Raw genomic sequence first — 19,355 nt, 5'->3', positions numbered from 1 at the left:
CCGAAAAGTCTGCAACTTTTCGGAATCACGCTTATACGGCCCTCCACAAGCCATGAGGACAATCATGACCGCCTTCAAGCCACTCGTCTTTTCCGGTGTCCAGCCGACCGGCAATCTGCACCTCGGCAACTATCTCGGCGCCATCAAGAAATTCGTTGCCCTGCAGGACACCTCCGATTGCATCTATTGCGTCGTCGACCTGCATTCGCTGACAGCCCAACTCGTTTATGAAGACCTGGCCGATCAGACGCGGTCGATCACCGCTGCGTTCCTGGCCTCGGGCATCGACCCGAAGAAGCACATCGTCTTCAACCAGTCGCGGGTCATGCAGCACGCCGAGCTCGCCTGGATCTTCAATTGCGTGGCGCGCATCGGCTGGATGAACCGTATGACGCAGTTCAAGGACAAGGCCGGCAAGGATCGCGAGAACGCCTCGCTCGGCCTGCTTGCCTATCCTTCGCTGATGGCTGCCGACATCCTGCTCTACCGTGCCACCCACGTGCCGGTGGGCGAGGACCAGAAGCAGCATCTGGAACTCACCCGCGACATCGCGCAGAAATTCAACAACGACTTCTCCGACCGCATCGCGGCCCTTGGCGTCGGCGTCGAGATGCAGGTCGGCGAAGAGACCGTCAACGGTTATTTCCCGCTGACCGAGCCGGTCATCGGCGGGCCGGCGGCGCGCATCATGTCGCTGCGGGACGGCTCCAAGAAAATGTCCAAATCGGACCCGTCGGATTTGTCGCGCATCAACCTGACTGACGATGCCGACGACATCTCGAAGAAGATCCGCAAGGCCAAGACCGACCCGGAAGCGTTGCCGAGCGAGCTGGACGGCCTGGCCGGCCGGCCCGAGGCGGAGAACCTGGTCGGCATCTATGCGGGTCTCGCCGAGATATCGAAGGCGGATGTACTCAAGGAATTCGCCGGTCAGCAGTTTTCCGTGTTCAAGCCGGCCTTGGCCGATCTTGCAGTGGAAAAACTGGCGCCGATCGCCAGCGAGATGCGCCGCATTTCGGATGACCGCGCCTATGTCGACGCTGTGCTCAAGGACGGCGGCGAGCGCGCCGGCGTGCTGGCCGAAGCGACGATGAAGACGGTGCGCGACATTATCGGCCTGCTGCAGGGCTGATCGCGACATCGGGTGCACTGGCACAAGGCCGGCGACTTGCCGCCGGTCCCCCGCAGTGGCAGATTGCGGCCGCACGACACCGAGTAGATAGACATGGTCTCCAAACGCCTCAGCCGCGAAGCCGGCCATCGCAGGAAATTCCTGACGATCATCGACGACACGCCGGAATGCGAGCGTGCCGTCGCCTATGCCTCGAAACGGGCGCAGAGCACCAGCGGCACGCTGGTGCTGCTCTATGTCATCGTGCCGGACGATTTCCAGCATTGGCTGGGTGTCGAGAAGATCATGCGCGAGGAAGCCAACGCCACCGCGCGCGCCGCGCTCGACAGCTATGCCAACAAGGTGCGCCAGAAGCTCGGCATCGAGCCCGAGATGGTGGTGCGCGAAGGCAAGCCGACGGAAGAGATCCACAAATTGATCGAGGAAGACCAGGACATCGCCATCCTGGTGCTGGCCGCCGGTGCGGGCAAGGAAGGGCCGGGGCCGCTGGTCGGCGCCGTGGCCGGCAAGGGTGCCGCCTTCCCGATCCCGGTGACTGTCGTGCCGCAGAACCTGTCGGACGAGGAAATCGACAGCCTGGCCTGAGATTCTGCTCTTCAGGTGATGCCGGTCCGATGATGGGCGCGAAAAAACATTCCGCCAGCCAGCTGTTCCGGCGATGCGTTTCGCTTGAATGTCCAGCCAATTGAGCCTATTTAGAATTGTTCCAAACTAGATGCCCAAACGGGCACGGAGACGGCCATGTTCATCCAGACCGAATCGACGCCAAACCCGGCGACGCTGAAATTCCTGCCCGGCAAGGAAGTGCTTCTGGAAGGCACCGCCGATTTCCGCGATGCCGACAGCGCCGCCGTCGCCTCGCCGCTGGCCGGCCGGCTGTTCGAAATTCCTGGCGTCACCGGCGTTTTCTTCGGCTATGACTTCATCACCGTGACCAAGGATGGCCCCGACTGGCAGCATTTGAAGCCGGCGATCCTCGGCGCCATCATGGAGCATTTCATGTCCGGCGCGCCCGTCATGGCCAAGGCCGGCCCGGCCGCCGAGACCAGCCAGACCGGTGAGTTCTACGACAAGGCCGACGAGGAGTTGGTCATCACCATCAAGGAACTGCTCGACACGCGGGTGCGCCCGGCGGTCGCCCAGGATGGCGGCGACATCACCTTCCGCGGCTTCGAGAATGGCACGGTGTTCCTGCACATGAAGGGCGCCTGCGCCGGCTGCCCATCCTCGACGGCGACGCTGAAGCACGGCATTCAGAATCTGCTGCGCCATTTCGTGCCGGAAGTGCAACAGGTCGAGCAGGTCTCCTGACGCCCCCTTTTAAAATTCTACCCTGCTGACCATCTGGTCCGATTTCTTCGCTTCCGGCGCCTCGGCCAGAAGGAACTCCAAAATGATCTACGAACTTCGGGTTTACCGGGCTTTGCCGGGGCGCTTGCCGGCGCTTCTTGATCGTTTCGACAAGATCACCCTCAAATTGTGGGAAAAGCACGGTATCCGCCAAGCGGGTTTCTTTACCACGCTGATCGGTGCTTCGAACAACGACCTGACCTACATGCTGGCATGGGAATCGCTGGCCGAACGCGAAGAGCGCTGGACGGCGTTCGTGAAGGACCCGGCCTGGACACAGGCGCGGGAAGATTCCGAGCGTGACGGCCAGATCACCGAGACAATCACCAACCAAATTTTGGCTCCCACCTCGTTCTCGGCGGTGTCCTGACCACCGAGCAGGCGTCGCATCGCGCAAACAACAAAAAACCGGGCCGAATTGCCCGGTTTTCTGCTTGGGACGTCCGTTGTTGCCTAGACGGTCCGCGTACGAAAACTGCCTCTAGAGAACGATGACCTTGGCGCCGACCGAGGCGCGGTCATAGAGGTCGATAATGTCCTGATTCATCAGGCGGATGCAGCCAGACGACATCGCCTTGCCGATCGAATTCCACTCCGGGCTGCCATGCAGGCGATAGCCTGAATCACCGCCCTTGTTGAACAGGTACATGGCGCGCGCGCCGAGCGGGTTCTTCAGGCCCGGCTCCATGCCGCCGGCAAACTTTTCCAATTCCGGCTGGCGCTGGATCATCTGCCTCGGCGGCGTCCAGGTCGGCCATTCGCGCTTGAGCGCAATGTGGGCGGTGCCATGCCACTCGAAGCCCTCGCGGCCGACGCCGATGCCGTAGCGAATGGCCCTTCCGTCGCCCTCGATGAAGTAGAGGAACTTGTTCTGCGTATCGACGATGATCGTGCCCGGCTTTTCCGGGCTGTCGTAGTTCACTTCCTGCCGATGGTACTTCATCGGCACTTTCTCGATCGGGATGCGCGGCAGCTGATAACCTGCGTCGGTGACCGCGCCGTAGTTGTTGGAGAATATCTGCGAGCCGATGGTGCTGCAACCGGCGATAGCAGTGGAGAGCGCCAGTGCGGCGATGATTGCAAACGACTTCATGCGCATCAGGTGATCCGGTGCCCCGCCCAACTTCGGCGGCACGAGTCGGCCGCTCTCTCATCATCATTCATGCTGGCATTTGCTTTGCTTGCCAAGCGTGCGATGCCTATATGCCTGCCTTGACGTACCGGTAAGCGTATCACTATGGCATTTTGGCAACAGTGCCCACAGGATTGTGAAGCAAATTCAAGGGGCCCGCTCCGTGGGCTCCTGGAAATCGAGGAGAACCGTCATGAATGTCGGTGACGCCGCCCACCGCTCCGGCCTGCCGGCCAAGACCATCCGCTACTATGAAGAGATCGGCCTGATCGCCCCGGCGCGCGCCGCCAACGGCTACCGCGATTATTCCGGAGACGACATCCATCGGCTGGCCTTCCTGCGCCGCGCGCGCAATCTCGGCTTTTCCATCGACGATTGCCGCCAGTTGATGGCGCTTTACCAGGATCGCAGCCGCGCCAGCCAGAACGTGCGCGAAATCGCCGCCGCCCATGTCACGGCGATCGAGGAGAAAGTGCGCGAGTTGCAGTCGATGCGCTCGACGCTGCAGAAACTGATCCATGCCTGCCACGGCGACGAAAGGCCGGATTGTCCGATCCTTGATGACATGGCGGGGGCGGCGTTGCCCAGCGACAAGGCCGCCTCTGCGCCTGCATAATGACTCTACGTCGACGAGGCCCGACGCCTGGTCGACTCCTGCCGGGAGGACATCAGCAATGGTCTCGATGACCGTCGAACTGCGCAATGTGGAGGACACGCAAGCCGCCATGGGCTGGGCCGGCGGCCACACGATCATCGTCGACCGGCCCGAAGGCAAGGCCGGCGGCATGGGCCTGGGCTTCAATGGCGGCCAACTGCTCGCCCTGGCGATCGGCGGCTGCTTCTGCAACGACCTTCGCTACGTCGCCGAGGAAATGGGTGTAACGCTCAACAAGATCGCGGTGACCGTCACGCTGAACCTCGAAGGCAAGCCTTTGCTCGCGACCTCGTCAATCATGAAGGTTTCATGCACGACGCTGGACGGCTCCGACCCGGCGGAGATCATCACAAGGGCCGCGGCGATTTCCACGGTCAGCAACTCCCTGCGCCAGGGCGTGCCGGTGAGCATTGAAACGGACGCAACGGCGACCGGCTTGTCGGAGGAATGATCCCTGGGAACAGGCGCATTTGGCCGCGTGGATTGTCGGAGACCGCTAAAAAGATCCGCCGCCGGCACGGCAGGGGGATTGACCCAATTTTCTTCGGCATCTGGGCGCGTCAATCTGCCGCTCTATGTCTTCCCTTGTCGCAATGATCAACGATGGAGGTTGGCATGGATCGGCGATTGTTTCTGACTGGAATGCTTGGGCTTGCAGGGGCTGCGACCGTCGTCGCAATCGCGCGTCCTGCCACCGCCCTGGCCGGCATCCCTGATACGGGGCCCGGCATTCTCGATGAACTCGACAAATCATCCGACGACATTCTCGGCCCGGATGGTCCCGATGTTCAGGACGGCGTCGAGTTCGTGCGGCACCGCAGATGGCACCGCCGCCGTCGCCGACGCGGGTGGAGGCGGGTTTGCCGTCGCTATTGGCGCAATGGCTATTGGCGCCGGCGATGCTTCCGCAGATCCTTCTGGATTCACTTCTGACGGGATCACCAAACGCGAAGGCTCCGGCATCCGCCGGAGCCTTCGCTATCGCTGCGGGCTTGAATCCAATCGGCAAAAAAGGCCCGCCGCCCCTCGGCAGCGGGCAGGTCCTGGAGTGCCGGGGGATCAACCCGGCATGGGGTCAACGAGCGGATCACCGGTTGGTTGCAGGGATCGGCCCGGTAGCCTTCCTTTGGGTGGACCGCCACCGGGCCTGACCGGAGCGGGGTGTATTGGGGGAGCCCCGGCTGCTTCTAAAATATCACCTTTCACTTAAATTAGCTTTAGCTAATTTACAGAAAGCCATGCGCCACCCGCAGATGGGTTGCGCACTTCACGGAAGTGTCGCAGCGACGTCTCCCTGCTTATGCCATTCGACATTCGCGGAACTAAAGCGGTTGCATCTGACTTTGGTTGGTAACGCGCAAAGATTTTTTTCTGCTATCTTAAGGTTACTAAGTGGAAATTGATCGGCGCGGCATATCAAGTCGATTCGCGCTGACGATCTCTTTGTTTTTCGAGGAACTGCTTGGCGTGTTCCGCCCAATCAGCCGCCGTGACTTTATGCTCCCGAACGGACTTTCTGAAAGCCTTGCGCAGAGCGTCAAGGTCAAAGGCCCATACTTGTTGGCCTTCCTTAGTGTTCGATTTTGCGTCACCCGTCCCCATGGAAGCGACGGTACGCACCGCAAACTCAATCTTTCAAGGATCAATGCCTGACTTCTTTTGGGTATATCCGGGTATATCGAATATACAATCGTCTGCATAAAGGTGATTATCCGGTTGACAAACCCAAACTGCTTACGTGGGGTAAGGGCATAGGAGATTTCCATGTCCGTTCTGTCCCGCCCCGAGTTCCACGACGAAGCCAAGGCTTTCGAGCATGTGGAAGGCATCTTGTGGCCGAATGGTCCGGTCTGCACCAAGTGCGGCTCCGTTGACCGCCACTATGCGTTGAAGGGCGTTCGCACCAAGGCCTCCAAAAAGAACCCCCACGGTGTCGAGCGTCATGGCCTGTACAAGTGTAGCGCTTGCCGCTCGCAGTTCACGGTTCGCATGGGATCTATTTTCGAGGAAAGCCATCTGCCGCTTACCAAGTGGCTTCAGGCTATCCACCTTATGTGCGCCTCTAAGAAGGGCATTAGCGCCCACCAGATGCACCGCATACTCGAATGCACCTATGAAGCCGCATGGTTCCTGTGCCACCGCATTCGCCTTGCAATGGCTTCTGGCGATCTCTCCCCGCTTGGCGGCAACGGCAAGACCGTCGAGGTTGACGAGACCTACACAGGTCGCCTTGCCGGCACTCAGGTTAAGCGCGGTGGCGGCGCTCACAAGAACACTGTCGTTACCCTTGTCGAGCGTGGTGGCCGTGCCCGTTCGTTCCATGTCGATACCGCCCGCATTGGAACGGTTATGCCTATTCGTCCGCGCCAACATCGCCAAGGAAAGCGCGTTGATGACTGACGAGGCTGGCATGTACCGCCGCGTGGGCCAGGAATTCGCCACGCACGATGTCGTCACGCACTCCAAGGATGAATACGTCCGCTACGAAGGCGAAAAGACCATCCACACGAACACCGTGGAAGGCTTCTATTTCGATCTTCAAGCGCGGCATGAAGGGCGTCTATCAGCATTGCGGCGAACACCACCTGCACCGCTACCTCGCTGAGTTAGACTTCCGTTACAGCAACCGCATCGCGCTTGGCGTCGATGACGGAACCCGCGCATTCATCGCGTTGAAGGGCGCCGCTGGCAAGCGCCTCCGGTATCAAAGACCTGCTTGACGAAAGGCGGACGCACTTCCGAAAGCCCATCCAACTCGAATTGCCTTACTGGCGATATGCAAGGGCCAAGAAAAAGCCGGGGACCTAAATCCCCGGCGAGTCTGGTTGATCGGACAGCTAGGCGGCTACGCCGCTGGCGCCGGTCTTATCGGCTGCGATAGTGGCCGCAAACGAATTCGGTGCGGCCAAAGCGGAAGCGCTGGTAGGGGCATACCCAAACCATCACGTCACCTCTTTCAGGCGAGGGGCCTTGAAAAGAGACGATAGAAGTGCGATTCTACAGTGGTCACCACTTGTGATCGCGAGGCCCTATCGCCTCTTATCGGTTGCTAGTCGTTTAGGGCCGCATTCCCGTTGAAGCCGGGTTTGCGGCCTTTCCATTTTCCTGCCCACTCGTACGCCAACGGCCAGAGCGTGAGGGGCAGCGCTATCTTCTCATCATCGTAAACTCCGCCGCGCTTTCTACATTCGCGCCACTCAATATATGCCGTCTCGCGTGATTCACGCAAGGGCACATGAAATGCGCGTTTCCTAGGAAATGGTTAACGAGTCCTTTCATTGCGGTTTTTGCAACCCCATGGTACGTCTTTGGCACCTTATAGGAGGCAGAGATGGACCGCGCTTACGCTAATGCATTGAAACGAAAGCAGGAAATCGAGGCGGAATTGGCCAAGATTGACTCGTTTCTAGACATGTATAGGCAATTCTCTGGATCGGAACAGGAACAAACTGAACCTGCAGTAAATGACTCATCTGGCGCTGGAAACGAGGAAACGATGAACCCTCGCCCTTCCCGCCGCCTGCGGCCTCCTGAAATAGCCGACTTGGCTGAGAGGGTGATTCGGGGTGCGGGGCACCCATTGACGCGCGCAGAGATCGTGTCGAGGTTGGAGAGCGCTGGCATTGAATTGCACAGCGAGGACAAACCCCGTTATCTTGGGACGATCCTCTGGCGTGAGAAAGCCAGGTTCGTCAACGTATCGGGCCAAGGCTATATCATGGCCGACATGGTGACGGCGGAGCAGGAGTTGGAGGCGCTGCTACAACTCGATGATCACGATCAAGACGAAGGACAGGACGATGAAAAGGACAAAGGCATCTTCGGATAGCCCGCCGCAGATCGACAAATTCCGCGAAGCCGCGCGCGAACTAAAAACCGATCAGTCCGACGCGGCCTTTGAGGACGTGGTGAACAAGGTCGCCCACGCGCCGAAGCTGACTGCCGAGCAGATAAAAGAATTCGTGCGACGCCAGCGCGCAGAGAAGAAGGGCTAGGCGTCTTCCTGCTTCTTCCTGTGGAACAGGTGATTGGCCACAATGAGCAGGAAGCCGAACACGCTAGCGGTGGTGGTCGTTACAACGGCGATAAATTCGCCGGTTTCAAGGTGAAACGGCCTCACCAAGTAGACTGGCCTCCAATCGTTGGCTTTGACCAGAAGCGTTACGGACCACCCAGTTTCAAAACCTTGGGCGAGTATTATGTAAATAAGAAAGGCTGACCACGTTAGGGCTAGCCTCCTTGCTATCTTGTCGATTCTCGTTTTCGCGGCTTCGCCATCGAATGGCTTGATACCGCTGTACGCGGGATAGTTTTCAAAATCCCTGACCTCTTCATCAAAGGTCGGAGTGGGATCAAGCTGCAGCAATGGGGACTGGTTGGTATCCACGTGCCCTCGCCAACTCTGCAAAGTAATTCCAATCCTCGGCAGCGGGGATGGTTTCATTCTCGGGAACCTGGAATTGATTGCGCTCAGCGATCTTGCGCCAAGGAGTACCGGGACGGTGGGTTTCTTCTGAAAGCACCGTTCCGCTCTTATGTCCGTACTCAGCCATGATCCAATCCAGCAGCTGGTCTACCTTTTCACGCGCGGCAGCAGGGATCTGACGCGGAGCCCCACCAAATGGCGAAGCCGGTTCTGGGTGCTTTATGACACCGCGCCCATACTTGGAAAACTGATGGTAAATCGACTTGAATACAGGGCCGTACCGCCAAACCTGCGGCGCTTCATCGATAAGCGGCTGCCCGAGCAGAGCTAGCCACCATCCATTTGCAAAATAGAGCAATTTCTGGAGCTTCAACGGCCCGATATTACCAGTCTCGCCATGCCTAGCGATCAACTCGTTTGCAACTTCAATAGCAGGATAGGACATCAGTCCAACCTCCAACTCACGTTCGAATCGCCACGAACGCCCCCTTGAGTTCTAAGGGGGACGTTACACTTGCGGAGAATCTTCCGCAATTGGCTGGGGACCAACTCATATCATACACGAATTGAGCAGTTTCAAGAGCGCTCCGGCCTGTTAGGACTATATTCCTATTTCACTTTGGGTTTGTCAACCATATAATCGCCTGCATAAAACAGGTTCAAACCGTGAACAAAATCTGGCATGGTGCCTGGCATGCCGATCATCTCCCCCATCCTCATCAATCCTCTCATCGACGGCCGCCAGTCCGAACGCGCCATGCTGGTGCGGCGCGGCGTACAGCGGCTGCTCATGGATATGGGCGCACATGTGTTGCCCGAACTGTCGCTGGCCACGGGCCGCCGCGCCGACCTCGTCGCGCTGACCCGGCAGGGCGATATCTGGATCATCGAGATCAAATCCTCGATCGAGGATTTCAGGGTCGACCGCAAATGGCCCGACTACCGGCTGCATTCCGACCGCTTCTTCTTCGCCACCCATCCCGGCGTGCCCTCGGAGATATTTCCCCAGGAGTGCGGCTTCATCCTCTCCGACGGCTACGGCGCCGAGATCCTGCGCGATGCGCCCGAGCACCGCATGGCAGCGGCAACGCGCAAAGCGCTGATGCTGCGGATCGCGCGGGCCGGCGCTTCGCGGCTGCTGGCGGCAGAGCTTGCCGGCGTGTCGGTGCCTGCGCTGGAGGGTGAGAGCGAGTAGCGATTGTCCCCCAAGTCCTAAGACTGCCTCTACTCTTCACCGTCCTCCACGCCACCCCTGGCGGGCGCCATGAGCAGCACGGCAGCGCCCAGGATAGCGGCGATGAAGGAACCGGCGAGGATGCCGACCTTGACCGCGTCCTGCAGCGCCACGTCGCCGGCGAAGGCGAGCAGGCCGATGAACAGGCTCATGGTGAAGCCGATGCCGCACAGCAGCGATATGCCGATCATGTGCGTCCAGCCGGCATTGGCGGGCAGGTCGGCAAGACCGAGCCGGATGGCAAGTGCCGAGGAGCCGAACACGCCGACCAGCTTGCCGACCACCAGGCCGGCGGCGACACCCAGCGTCAACGGCTCAATCAGCGCACTGACGCTGAGACCGGCGAGCGAAACGCCGGCATTGGCAAAGCCGAAGATCGGGATGACGAGGAAGGCCACAATCTTGTGCAGGCCGTGCTCGAGCCGGTGCAGGGGCGAACGGTCGAGATCGTGGCCGATCCCGGCGGAACGCTCAAGCGGGATGGTCAGCGCCAGCGCCACGCCAGCGAGCGTGGCATGGACGCCGGATTTCAGAACCAGCACCCACAGGATGACGCCGAGCACGAGATAGGGAACCAGCGTCATCACCCGCATGCGGTTGAGCACGACAAGCGCGGCAATGACGGCGAAGGCAGCACCCAGATAAGCCAGCGAAAGGCCGCTGGTGTAGAAGATGGCGATGATGATGACGGCACCGAGGTCGTCGATGATGGCGAGTGCTGTGAGGAACACTTTCAGCGAAGCCGGCACGCGGCTGCCGAGCAGCGACAGCACGCCGAGTGCGAAAGCGATGTCGGTGGCGGTCGGGATCGCCCAGCCGGACAGGGCTGCCGCATTGTTGCGGTTGACGGCGACATAGACGAGTGCAGGAACCAGCATGCCGCCGGCGGCGGCGATGCCGGGCAGCACGCGCCGGGGCCAGGTGGAGAGCTGGCCGTCCAGCATCTCGCGCTTGATCTCCAGCCCGACGAGCAGGAAGAACACCGCCATCAGCCCGTCATTGACCCAATGCGAGACGCTGAGCGGGCCGAGATAGGCGTGGAGCGCGGAGAAGTAGGTTTCGGCGAGCGGCGAATTGGCGACGATCAGGGCTAGTGCCGCCGCCACCATCAGGAAGATGCCGCCGGCCGCTTCGCTATCGAGAAATTCGCGGAAGACGGAAACCGGCCGCTGCTTCAGATCCTGCATGTCGCCTCCGTTAAGCCGCCTGTTTGGCGGGCTTCATTGTCCAAGCGCTAGCGCCGCCCCTCACCTGCCTGCCGGCATCCTCTCCCCGTATAGTGACGGGGAGAGGGACGCTGTCATTTATGATTTCGCCAATCACCAACGTTACAGAAATTACGCCTAGGTTGCGGCTAGCCCCTTCTCCCCGTCACTATACGGGGAGAAGTGCCCGGCACCGGCAGGGCGATGAGGGGCGGCGCTGACTTCGGCGATTGGGCTCTCTCCGCCGCTGGTTACAAACTTGGCCCCAAGCGACACCCTGCGATCCTAACGCGGCGCGCGCTTGGCCAGTATGCGCTGCAAGGTGCGGCGGTGCATGTTGAGCCGGCGCGCTGTCTCGGAGACGTTGCGCTCGCACATCTCATAGACGCGCTGGATATGCTCCCAACGGACGCGGTCGGCCGACATCGGGTTTTCAGGCGGCGCCGCGCGCTCGCCGGCGGTGCGGGTGAGTGCAGCGAAGATATCATCGGCGTCGGCGGGCTTGGAGAGATAATCGACCGCACCGAGCTTCACCGCGGTCACCGCGGTGGCGATGTTGCCATAGCCGGTCAGGATGATGGTGCGGGAATCCTCGCGCTTTTCGCGGATGGCCGCGACCACGTCGAGGCCGTTGCCGTCGCCGAGCCGCATGTCGACTACAGCGTAGGCGGGTGGATTGGCGCGCGCCTTGGCAACCGCCTCCTCGACGCTCTCGGCCGTCTCGACCACGAAGCCCCTGGCTTCCATGGCGCGGGCCAGACGCGTGAGGAACGGCTTATCGTCATCGACGACAAGCAGCGAGGTGTCCTCGCCTTCAACCATTGCGCCAATATTCTCGTCGCCTGTCATAGTCTCAAAATTCCTGCTGCCTTAATTTTACGCAAATATAGTTCCTGAGCCCGATTGTCCAATTTTTAGAGGTCCTTCAAGGCTCTCAGGCGGTGTCGAACATGCTGGCCGAAGTGATTTCCGGATTGAGGAACACACCACGCGGCCACGATATCTGTACCATGGCGCCCTCGCCCAGGCCGCTCGAATTGCGGAAATCGAGCACGGCACCGGAGCGTTCGAGCAGGGTCTTGGCGATGAACAGGCCGAGGCCCAGACCGCCGCCTGTTTCATTGCCCTGGCGCGTCGACATATAGGGCTCGCCGATGCGGTCGATGATCTCGGCCGGAAAGCCAGGGCCATCATCGATGATCGAGAAGGTGACGGTGGCCTCGTCCCAGCTCCAGTGCACGGTGACGCTTTTGCGGGCGAAATCGACGGCGTTCTCGACCAGGTTGCCGAGGCCGTAGATGACGCCCGGATTGCGTCGCCCGACCGGCTCGGGGCCGATTCGTTCACCGGGCCGAAGCTTGATCGAGATGCCGAAGTCCCGGTGCGGCGCGGTGACCTCCTCGACCAGCGAGGTCAATGGCAGCCGCGAAAGATGCGCCTCGCCCTCGGAGGACAGGCTGGTCAGCCGCTTGAGAATCTCGCGGCAGCGCTCGCTCTGCGAACGCAACAGCGTTACGTCTTCCCCATATTTCGGATCCTTGCCGAGCGCCTTTTCCATCTCCTTGGCGACAAGTGCGATGGTGGCGAGCGGCGTGCCGAGCTCGTGCGCGGCCGCGGCGGCCAGCCCGTCGAGGGCCGAAAGGTGCTGCTCGCGCTGCAGCACCAGCTCTGTTGCGGCGAGCGCATTGGCCAGAAGCCGGGCTTCGGCGGCCACCCGGAAGGCGTATATGGCGGTGAAGGCGATCGAGGACAGCACCGCCATCCACATGCCGGCGACATAGAGAAAAGGCATCGCCAGCGGCGCGTCCTCATGCCAGGGCAGCGGCAGGTGGACAAAGACCAGAAAGGTCGCCGCCGACATGACCAGCCCGCCGAGGATGGCGGTCAGGCGCAGGGGCAGCGATGTCGCCGAAATGACGACAGGCACGGTCATCAGCAGCGAGAACGGGTTGGTGAGGCCGCCGGTCATGTAGAGCAGGCCGGCAAGCTGCAGGCTGTCGAAGATGAGGATGCCGAAGGCGGCAAGCGGCGTGAGCCGATGCGCCGCCGGAAAGCGGAAGGCGAGAAACAGGTTCATCCATGCCGAACAGGCGATCAGGGCAAAGCAGAGGCTGACCGGCAGCGGAAACTTCAGCCCATAGGCGACGACGAGCACCGTCAGGCTCTGACCGACAATGGCAAGCCAGCGCAACCGGATCAGCGTGTTGAGGCGCAGTCTCTGGCTCTGCTGGAAATCGGGCGAACGCAAAACGTTGATCATGGCCATGAATTACAGCCGCAGGAGGACAAGCGCTAGTAGCGGTGCGCAGTCGGCATTCGCGATTGACCGAAGCCCCCCGACGTCGTCATCCCTGGGCGAAGCAGGAGCGAAGCTCCGTCACAGAGACCCTGGAATGACGAAGTGGTCGATTTTTGCACCAAATTTTCAAGGGAATCCCTCCTGATCCAAGCGGTCCGCCCAAGCTTCCCGAGGCTAGGTGCCTCTGGGTTTTGCGCGGGCGGTGGCGGTCGCGAGCAGCGGGTTTTCCGGCCAGACATGCTTGGGATAGCGGCCGCGCATGTCGGCGCGCACATCGGCCCAGGAGCCGCGCCAGAAGCCGGGCAGGTCGCGCGTCGTCTGGATCGGCCGGTGCGCCGGCGACAGGAGTTCGAGCGTCAGCGGCACGGCGCCATTGGCGATCGAAGGATGGCGGTCGAGGCCGAACAGCTCCTGCACGCGAATCGCCAGCACCGGCCATTCGCCGTCATAGCGGATCGGCACATGGCTGCCCGACGGAGCATCGAAATGGGTCGGCGCCAGCGTATCGATCCTGCGCTGCAGATCGTGTGGCACGAGGCTGGCCAGCCCGGCCGAGACAACGCCCGCATCGATGGCGGCAAGCGATGCCGCGCCGGACAGGTAAGGCAGCAGCCAGTCGTCGAGGCACTCGATGAGGGCGTCATCCGCCATATCGGGCCAGGGCGCGCCAAGGCCGCGATGCAACCAGCCAAGCCGCTGGCGCAGCGTTTGCGCCTCCTTGCTCCAATTCAGCAGCGACAGCCCGTGCTGGCGCACCGCGTCGAGGACGGCGCGGTCGGCGTCAGCACCGATTGGCGGCGGCAGCATGCGTTCGGCAAGCGTGATGGCGCCAAGGCGCACGGTTTCGCGGACGCGCACGGCGCGCTTGTCGCGGTCGAAGCTCGTTTCACGGCGGACCTCGATCCTGTCCGCCAGCGCGGCGCGGACATCGTCCTCGCCGATCGCTGCCGCCGCCGTGATGCGCGCATTCTGTGCCTTGCCCTGCAGGTCGGCGACGACCAGAAACGGCTCGCCCGCCAGCGGATCGGCGGCGTCGAGCATGGCGCCGGAGCCGTTGGCCAGCACGAAACGGCCACGCTCGCCGCGCGCCTTCGCCACCCGATCCGGCCAGGCGTGGACGAGCAGGGGACCGGCTGCCGCAGCTTCGCTGCCCTTCGCCTCGCCAGCCTGCCTCGCCAGCCGTTCGGCGAGCTGCTTGGCGGCTGTAGCGCGTGGCGATTTTTCCCCACGAAAACGCATCAGCCGCCGCTCCAGATCGGCGCCGTCGCCACCAAGGCCGCGTTCGGTGAGCAGCACGGCAAGCATCGCCGCCTCGAAGGCATGGCCGCTGCCGGTTGCCTCGGCAACCATGTGCGCCAACCGCACCGGCAGGGCGAGCTTGCGCATCGCTGCACCCGCGTCCGTCAGGCGCCCCATGTCGTCGATGGCATCCAGCGCGCGTAGTAGCCCCCTTGCCTCATTAAGGGCCGGAACAGGCGGCGGATCGAGAAAAGCGAGCCCTGCCGGATCGGCAACGCCGAAGGCAGCGCAATCGAGCAGCAGTCCGGACAGATCGGCCTCAAGGATTTCCGGCGGCGTGAAGGCGGGGAGTGCAGCCGTCTGCTCGGCCCGCCACAACCGGATGGCGACGCCTGGCTGCGTGCGCCCGGCACGGCCGGCGCGCTGGTCGGCGGAAGCCTTGCTGACGCGCACGGTCTCCAACCGGGTGAGGCCGCTGGCCGGCTCATAGCGCGGCAGCCGCGACAGGCCCGAATCGATGACGACGCGCACGCCGTCGATGGTGATCGAGGTTTCGGCGATCGAGGTGGCCAGCACCACCTTGCGGCGGCCGGCCGGCTGCGGCTTGATCGCCGCGTCCTGCGCCTTGCCGTCGAGCATGCCGTAGAGCGGGACGATGTCGGTATCGGTGCCGACCTTGCCGGCCAGCCGTTCGGCGGTGCGCTCGATCTCGCGCTGGCCGGGCAGGAAAGCAAGCACGCTGCCGCTTTCGTCGGCGAGGGCGGCGCGGATCGCCTTTGCCATGGCGTCCTCGATGGCGATGCCGGCCGGCCTTTCGTCATAGCGGATTTCGACGGGAAAGGCGCGGCCCTCGCTCTCGATCACCGGCGCGCCCGACATGAGTTTGGCGACACGCGCGCCGTCGAGCGTCGCCGACATCACTGCCAAGCGCAGATCCGGCCTGAGCGCCCCTTGCACGTCGAGCGCCAGCGCGAGACCGAAATCGCCGTCAAGCGAGCGCTCGTGGAATTCGTCGAAGATGACAGCCGAAACACCGGGCAGTTCGGGATCGTCGAGGATCATGCGCGCCAGCACGCCTTCGGTGACGACCACGATCCTGGTCTTTGCCGAAATGCGGTTTTCCATGCGCATGGCATAGCCGACGGTGGCGCCAGGTTCCTCACCAAGCAATTCAGCCATCCGGCGGGCGGCGGCGCGGGCGGCGAGCCGGCGCGGTTCAAGCAGGATGATCTTGCCGGCGCCGAGCCAAGGCGCGTCAAGCAGCGCCAGCGGCACCAGCGTCGTCTTGCCGGCGCCCGGCGGCGCCACCAGCACGGCGCTGTTGCCATGGCCCAGCGCTTCCCTCAGCGCCGGCAGCACGGCGGATACAGGAAGCTCCGGCAGGGGTTTTGTGGTCATGGCGCCCGCATATCAGCGGTTACGGCCAAGGCGCAACCAGAGTCGGTTTAAAGCCGGGTGCGCGAAAACGGGTTCCAGCGCACGGTGCCCAGCCGCGCTTCCTCACGAACCATGGTCAAAAGGCCGGCGCCGCCAACGACCGCCAGGCCAACCAGCGACAGCCCGTCCGGATATTCCTGGAAGAACAACGCGCCGAGGATCACCGCCCAGGCGATCTGCGAATAATGCGTCGGCGCGACGCGGTTGGCGGGCGCGTATTTCATGGCCAGCAGCTGCAGGAATTGTCCACCCGCGGTGAAGGCACCGGCCATTGCCAGCCACAGCAACTGCTTTCCGCTGGGAACAGTGAAGGCGGTGGCGGCGGCACCGATGCCGTTGAACAGCAGGCCGCAACCGACCAGCACGCCGAGCATGGTGGTGCGCTTTTCCTGCTGCGCCAGCGAGCGCATCAGGATGACGCTGGTGGCCGCGAGGAAAGCAACGCCGAAGGCGGCAAGATGGCCGAGATTGAGTTCGCGAAAGCCAGGCCGCACCACCAGTATGACGCCGGCAAAACCGGCGACCACCGCCAGCCAGCGCCAGGGGCCGACCTTCTCCTTGAGGATCACCGTGGAGAGAATGGTGACGCAGAGCGGCGCCAGGAAGATCAGCGCATAGGACTCGGCCAGAGGAATGGTGGTGAAGGCGTAGACGCTGAGCACGCCGGAAGCGATGCCCGCCCAGGCGCGCGCCTGCACCGCCCATGGTCTTTTGGTGCGCCAGAAATCGCGCCAGCGTTCGCCCGCAGGTCGCGTGAAGAATAGGAAGAAGCCCGCGAACAAAGTTATGAAAAAGCCGATCTCGAAGATCGTGAGTTGACCGCCCAGGCTTTTGACAACGGCATCGCTGCCCGAATAGCTTGCGTAGGCGATCAGGGCGAGCAGGATTCCGTTCGTCACGTTGTTCCAGTTCCGGGGAGAGAGTGATTTGAAAATCCTGGCGCTCGGTGCCCATCCGGACGACATCGAGATCTTCATGTTCGGTACGATGGCCGCCTATGCCGCGCAAGGCGCAGAGCTCACTTTTGCCATGGCCACGGATGGTGCCAGGGGCGGCACGAGTGATCCCGCTGTTCTCGCTCGTGTCCGTCGCGATGAAGCAACGGCCGCGGCTGCGCTGGTAGGCGCAATGCCACGCTTCCTCGACTTTCCGGACGGCGAGTTGGTGGCCGATGCAGCGCTGATCGGAGCTCTGAAAGCACTGATTGGTCAAACCGGCCCGGATCTGGTGATCACGCATGCGCCCAACGACTATCATGCCGACCATCGCGCGCTGTCGGACGGCGTGCGCATCGCGGCGTCTTTCGCCGTCCCGGTGCTGCATGCCGACACGATGGGCGGCACCGGTTTTTCGCCGACGCACTATGTCGACATTTCCGCCCATGCCGACGTCAAGGCCGAAGCGATCCGAATGCATCAGTCGCAGGATCCCGACCGCTTCGTCGACATCGCGCGGACACAGAACGCCTTTCGCGCCGGCCAGTGCAACGGCGCGCAAGGCTCCTCGGCCGAAGCCTTCCGCTTCGAACCGTCGTTCCCGTTTGCCGATATCCGTATGCTGCTGCCGCCGGCACCGCCGATCCGGAAGGTGATGGTGAGCACCAGAAGGGTCGGTTGAGAAGCCGAGGCGACCCCACGTCCTGGTCACAATCGGCCTGAACAGCTTCGGTAAGCCGACCAGCGAGCCGCGCTTCTCCAACGTTTTCAGACATCGCGATAAGCATGCTGCGGCGCAGCAACGAATTCGCTTGCTTTGTTTAGTAAAAATTGCATCACTAAACAAATTACTAAACATCCGCAGCGTAACCGCGCAGCCATGTTTGGGCCCCTGAGGAGAGGGGTTGAGGGCTTTTTGAAACCGTCATCCGGGCGCGTTTCGCAAATGGGAGGAAGTCATGAAATCGAGCTTGAAACTGGCGTTGGGACTGACCTCGGCGATCACAGCGTCGACAGCCGTCTCGAACGTCGCGCACGCTGAAGACCTGACGCTGTGCTGGGCCGCCTGGGACCCGGCCAACGCGCTTGTCGAACTGTCCAAGGATTTTACCAAGGAAACCGGCATCGGCATGAAATTCGAGTTCGTGCCATGGACCAACTATGCCGACCGTTTCCTCAACGAGCTGAACTCGCACGGCAAATTGTGCGACCTGATCATCGGCGACAGCCAGTGGATCGGCGGCGCTGCCGAGAACGGCCATTACGTCAAGCTGAACGACTTCTTCGACAAGGAGAAGATCAGCATGGACGATTTCGTGCCGGCAACCGTCGTCGGCTATTCGGAATGGCCGAAGAACACGCCGAACTACTGGGCGCTGCCGGCCATGGGCGACGTCGTCGGCTGGACCTATCGCAAGGACTGGTTCTCCAAGCCGGAACTGCAGAAGGAATTCAAGGAGAAGTACGGTTGGGATCTCGGCCCGCCGACCACTTTCGACCAGTTGAAGCAGGTCGCCGAGTTCTTCCAGAAGCGTGAGATCGACGGCAAGACCGTCTACGGCGCCTCGATCTACACCGAGCGCGGCTCTGAAGGCATCACCATGGGCGCCATGGACGTGCTCTACAGCTATGGCTTCCAGTACGAAAACCCCAAAAAGCCCTACGAGATGGAAGGCTTCGTCAACTCCGACAAGTCGGTGAAGGGGCTGGAGTTCTACAAGGCGCTCTATGATTGCTGCACGCCTCCGGGTGCCTCGAACAGCTATATGGGCGAAGGCGTCGATGCCTTCAAATCCGGCCAGGTGGCGATGCACATGAACTTCGCCTTCACGTGGCCGGGCCTGCAGAAGGACGAGAATGTCGGCGGCGACAAGATCGGCTACTTCGTCAACCCGAAGGGGCCTGACGGCGAGCAGTTCGCCCAGCTCGGCGGCCAGGGCATCTCCGTGGTGTCCTATTCCGACAAGCAGGAAGCGGCGCTGAAATACATCAAATGGTTCGCCAACAAGGACGTGCAGGCCAAATGGTGGTCGCTCGGCGGTTATTCCTGCCTCAACGCGGTGGTCAAGGATCCGGGCTTCCCGGCCAGCCAGCCCTACGCGCAGACCTTCCTCGACTCGATGGCCATCGTGAAGGACTTCTGGGCCGAGCCGAGCTACGCCCCGCTGCTGCAGGCCTCGCAGAAGCGTTTCCACGACTATGTCGTCGCCGGCCAAGGTTCGGCCAAGGATGCGCTGGACGGCCTGGTCAAGGACTGGACGCAGGTCTTCCAGGACGACGGTAAGATGTAACTGGGGCAAGATGTAACCCG

Annotated in this window: 20 protein-coding genes and 1 pseudogene; 13 read left to right on the top strand and 8 right to left on the bottom strand. The window is 61.9% G+C overall.

The window, feature by feature from the left end; all coding sequences use genetic code 11:
• Positions 1 to 64: 64 nt before the first annotated feature.
• The 4 genes from trpS (at position 65) to AC0L24_RS11965 (ending at position 2,852) form a co-directional block, all read left to right on the top strand.
• On the top strand, positions 65 to 1,132 hold the full coding sequence (trpS, locus tag AC0L24_RS11980; RefSeq protein WP_127256391.1) for a tryptophan--tRNA ligase: 1,068 nt from the start codon (positions 65 to 67) through the stop codon (positions 1,130 to 1,132).
• 93 nt (positions 1,133 to 1,225) lie between these two features.
• On the top strand, positions 1,226 to 1,717 hold the full coding sequence (locus tag AC0L24_RS11975; protein ID WP_013528063.1) for a universal stress protein: 492 nt from the start codon (positions 1,226 to 1,228) through the stop codon (positions 1,715 to 1,717).
• A gap of 156 nt (positions 1,718 to 1,873) precedes the next feature.
• Complete coding sequence (locus AC0L24_RS11970) at positions 1,874 to 2,443, top strand: NifU family protein (RefSeq protein ID WP_023811631.1); 570 nt, start codon at positions 1,874 to 1,876, stop codon at positions 2,441 to 2,443.
• 82 nt (positions 2,444 to 2,525) lie between these two features.
• Positions 2,526 to 2,852, top strand: coding sequence for an NIPSNAP family protein (locus AC0L24_RS11965; protein ID WP_127269475.1), 327 nt, complete (start codon positions 2,526 to 2,528; stop codon positions 2,850 to 2,852).
• Positions 2,853 to 2,963: 111 nt separating this feature from the next.
• Here the strand turns inward: AC0L24_RS11965 and AC0L24_RS11960 are convergent, their stop codons facing one another.
• Positions 2,964 to 3,581 carry a L,D-transpeptidase gene (locus AC0L24_RS11960; protein WP_127397760.1) on the bottom strand — a complete coding sequence of 206 codons (618 nt, stop codon included), beginning with the start codon at positions 3,579 to 3,581 and terminating at the stop codon, positions 2,964 to 2,966.
• Positions 3,582 to 3,807: 226 nt separating this feature from the next.
• Between AC0L24_RS11960 and cueR the strand changes: the two genes are divergently transcribed.
• The 6 genes and pseudogenes from cueR (at position 3,808) to AC0L24_RS11930 (ending at position 8,264) form a co-directional block, all read left to right on the top strand.
• Positions 3,808 to 4,230 (top strand): Cu(I)-responsive transcriptional regulator, encoded by a 423-nt coding sequence (cueR, locus tag AC0L24_RS11955; RefSeq protein WP_127382668.1) that lies wholly within the window; start codon positions 3,808 to 3,810, stop codon positions 4,228 to 4,230.
• A 58-nt stretch (positions 4,231 to 4,288) separates the two neighbouring features.
• Positions 4,289 to 4,720: an OsmC family protein gene (locus AC0L24_RS11950; RefSeq protein ID WP_127382669.1), complete on the top strand. Its 432-nt coding sequence runs from the start codon at positions 4,289 to 4,291 to the stop codon at positions 4,718 to 4,720.
• Between the two features lie 941 nt (positions 4,721 to 5,661).
• Positions 5,662 to 5,922, top strand: coding sequence for a hypothetical protein (locus AC0L24_RS11945; protein WP_473563737.1), 261 nt, complete (start codon positions 5,662 to 5,664; stop codon positions 5,920 to 5,922).
• A gap of 111 nt (positions 5,923 to 6,033) precedes the next feature.
• Positions 6,034 to 6,989 (top strand): annotated as a pseudogene (locus tag AC0L24_RS11940) (IS1595 family transposase).
• Between the two features lie 611 nt (positions 6,990 to 7,600).
• Positions 7,601 to 8,098, top strand: a complete 498-nt coding sequence (locus tag AC0L24_RS11935) for a hypothetical protein (RefSeq protein ID WP_473563736.1) — start codon at positions 7,601 to 7,603, stop codon at positions 8,096 to 8,098.
• The gene (locus AC0L24_RS11930) at positions 8,070 to 8,264 is read left to right on the top strand and encodes a hypothetical protein (RefSeq protein ID WP_473563735.1); all 195 of its coding nucleotides are present in this window, start codon (positions 8,070 to 8,072) and stop codon (positions 8,262 to 8,264) included. Before AC0L24_RS11935 ends, AC0L24_RS11930 begins: the two co-directional genes overlap by 29 nt.
• Here AC0L24_RS11930 and AC0L24_RS11925 read toward each other — a convergent pair.
• Together AC0L24_RS11925 and AC0L24_RS11920 are read right to left on the bottom strand one after the other, a co-directional pair.
• Positions 8,261 to 8,656: a hypothetical protein gene (locus tag AC0L24_RS11925; RefSeq protein ID WP_473563734.1), complete on the bottom strand. Its 396-nt coding sequence runs from the start codon at positions 8,654 to 8,656 to the stop codon at positions 8,261 to 8,263. The two genes, AC0L24_RS11930 and AC0L24_RS11925, sit on opposite strands and share 4 nt — an antisense overlap.
• Positions 8,622 to 9,140, bottom strand: a complete 519-nt coding sequence (locus AC0L24_RS11920) for a Panacea domain-containing protein (RefSeq protein ID WP_473563733.1) — start codon at positions 9,138 to 9,140, stop codon at positions 8,622 to 8,624. The genes AC0L24_RS11925 and AC0L24_RS11920 overlap by 35 nt, the downstream gene beginning before the upstream one ends.
• 249 nt (positions 9,141 to 9,389) lie before the next feature.
• Between AC0L24_RS11920 and AC0L24_RS11915 the strand changes: the two genes are divergently transcribed.
• Complete coding sequence (locus AC0L24_RS11915; RefSeq protein ID WP_050596738.1) at positions 9,390 to 9,890, top strand: MmcB family DNA repair protein; 501 nt, start codon at positions 9,390 to 9,392, stop codon at positions 9,888 to 9,890.
• A 29-nt stretch (positions 9,891 to 9,919) separates the two neighbouring features.
• On the opposite strand, the gene nhaA is transcribed toward AC0L24_RS11915, so the two are convergent.
• From nhaA to AC0L24_RS11890, 5 genes are all read right to left on the bottom strand, one after another.
• Positions 9,920 to 11,116, bottom strand: coding sequence for a Na+/H+ antiporter NhaA (gene nhaA, locus AC0L24_RS11910; protein WP_473563732.1), 1,197 nt, complete (start codon positions 11,114 to 11,116; stop codon positions 9,920 to 9,922).
• A gap of 303 nt (positions 11,117 to 11,419) precedes the next feature.
• Positions 11,420 to 11,983: an ActR/PrrA/RegA family redox response regulator transcription factor gene (locus tag AC0L24_RS11905; protein ID WP_013528072.1), complete on the bottom strand. Its 564-nt coding sequence runs from the start codon at positions 11,981 to 11,983 to the stop codon at positions 11,420 to 11,422.
• Positions 11,984 to 12,068: 85 nt separating this feature from the next.
• The gene (locus AC0L24_RS11900; protein ID WP_127383477.1) at positions 12,069 to 13,400 is read right to left on the bottom strand and encodes an ActS/PrrB/RegB family redox-sensitive histidine kinase; all 1,332 of its coding nucleotides are present in this window, start codon (positions 13,398 to 13,400) and stop codon (positions 12,069 to 12,071) included.
• 207 nt (positions 13,401 to 13,607) lie between these two features.
• On the bottom strand, positions 13,608 to 16,070 hold the full coding sequence (gene hrpB / locus AC0L24_RS11895; protein WP_127808126.1) for an ATP-dependent helicase HrpB: 2,463 nt from the start codon (positions 16,068 to 16,070) through the stop codon (positions 13,608 to 13,610).
• Between the two features lie 47 nt (positions 16,071 to 16,117).
• A complete protein-coding gene (locus AC0L24_RS11890; protein WP_292631015.1) occupies positions 16,118 to 17,008 on the bottom strand; it encodes a DMT family transporter in 891 nt (296 codons plus the stop codon).
• Positions 17,009 to 17,036: 28 nt separating this feature from the next.
• On the opposite strand from AC0L24_RS11890, the gene AC0L24_RS11885 reads away from it, so the two are divergent.
• Both AC0L24_RS11885 and AC0L24_RS11880 read left to right on the top strand, forming a co-directional pair.
• The gene (locus AC0L24_RS11885) at positions 17,037 to 17,726 is read left to right on the top strand and encodes a PIG-L deacetylase family protein (protein WP_127273168.1); all 690 of its coding nucleotides are present in this window, start codon (positions 17,037 to 17,039) and stop codon (positions 17,724 to 17,726) included.
• Positions 17,727 to 18,003: 277 nt separating this feature from the next.
• Positions 18,004 to 19,335: an ABC transporter substrate-binding protein gene (locus AC0L24_RS11880; RefSeq protein WP_027039732.1), complete on the top strand. Its 1,332-nt coding sequence runs from the start codon at positions 18,004 to 18,006 to the stop codon at positions 19,333 to 19,335.
• Positions 19,336 to 19,355: the final 20 nt, after the last annotated feature.

The sequence above is a fragment of the Mesorhizobium sp. WSM4809 genome, from assembly GCF_055811655.1.
Note: the sequence above shows the minus strand (reverse complement) of the source record. Positions and strands in the feature narration are given on the sequence as shown.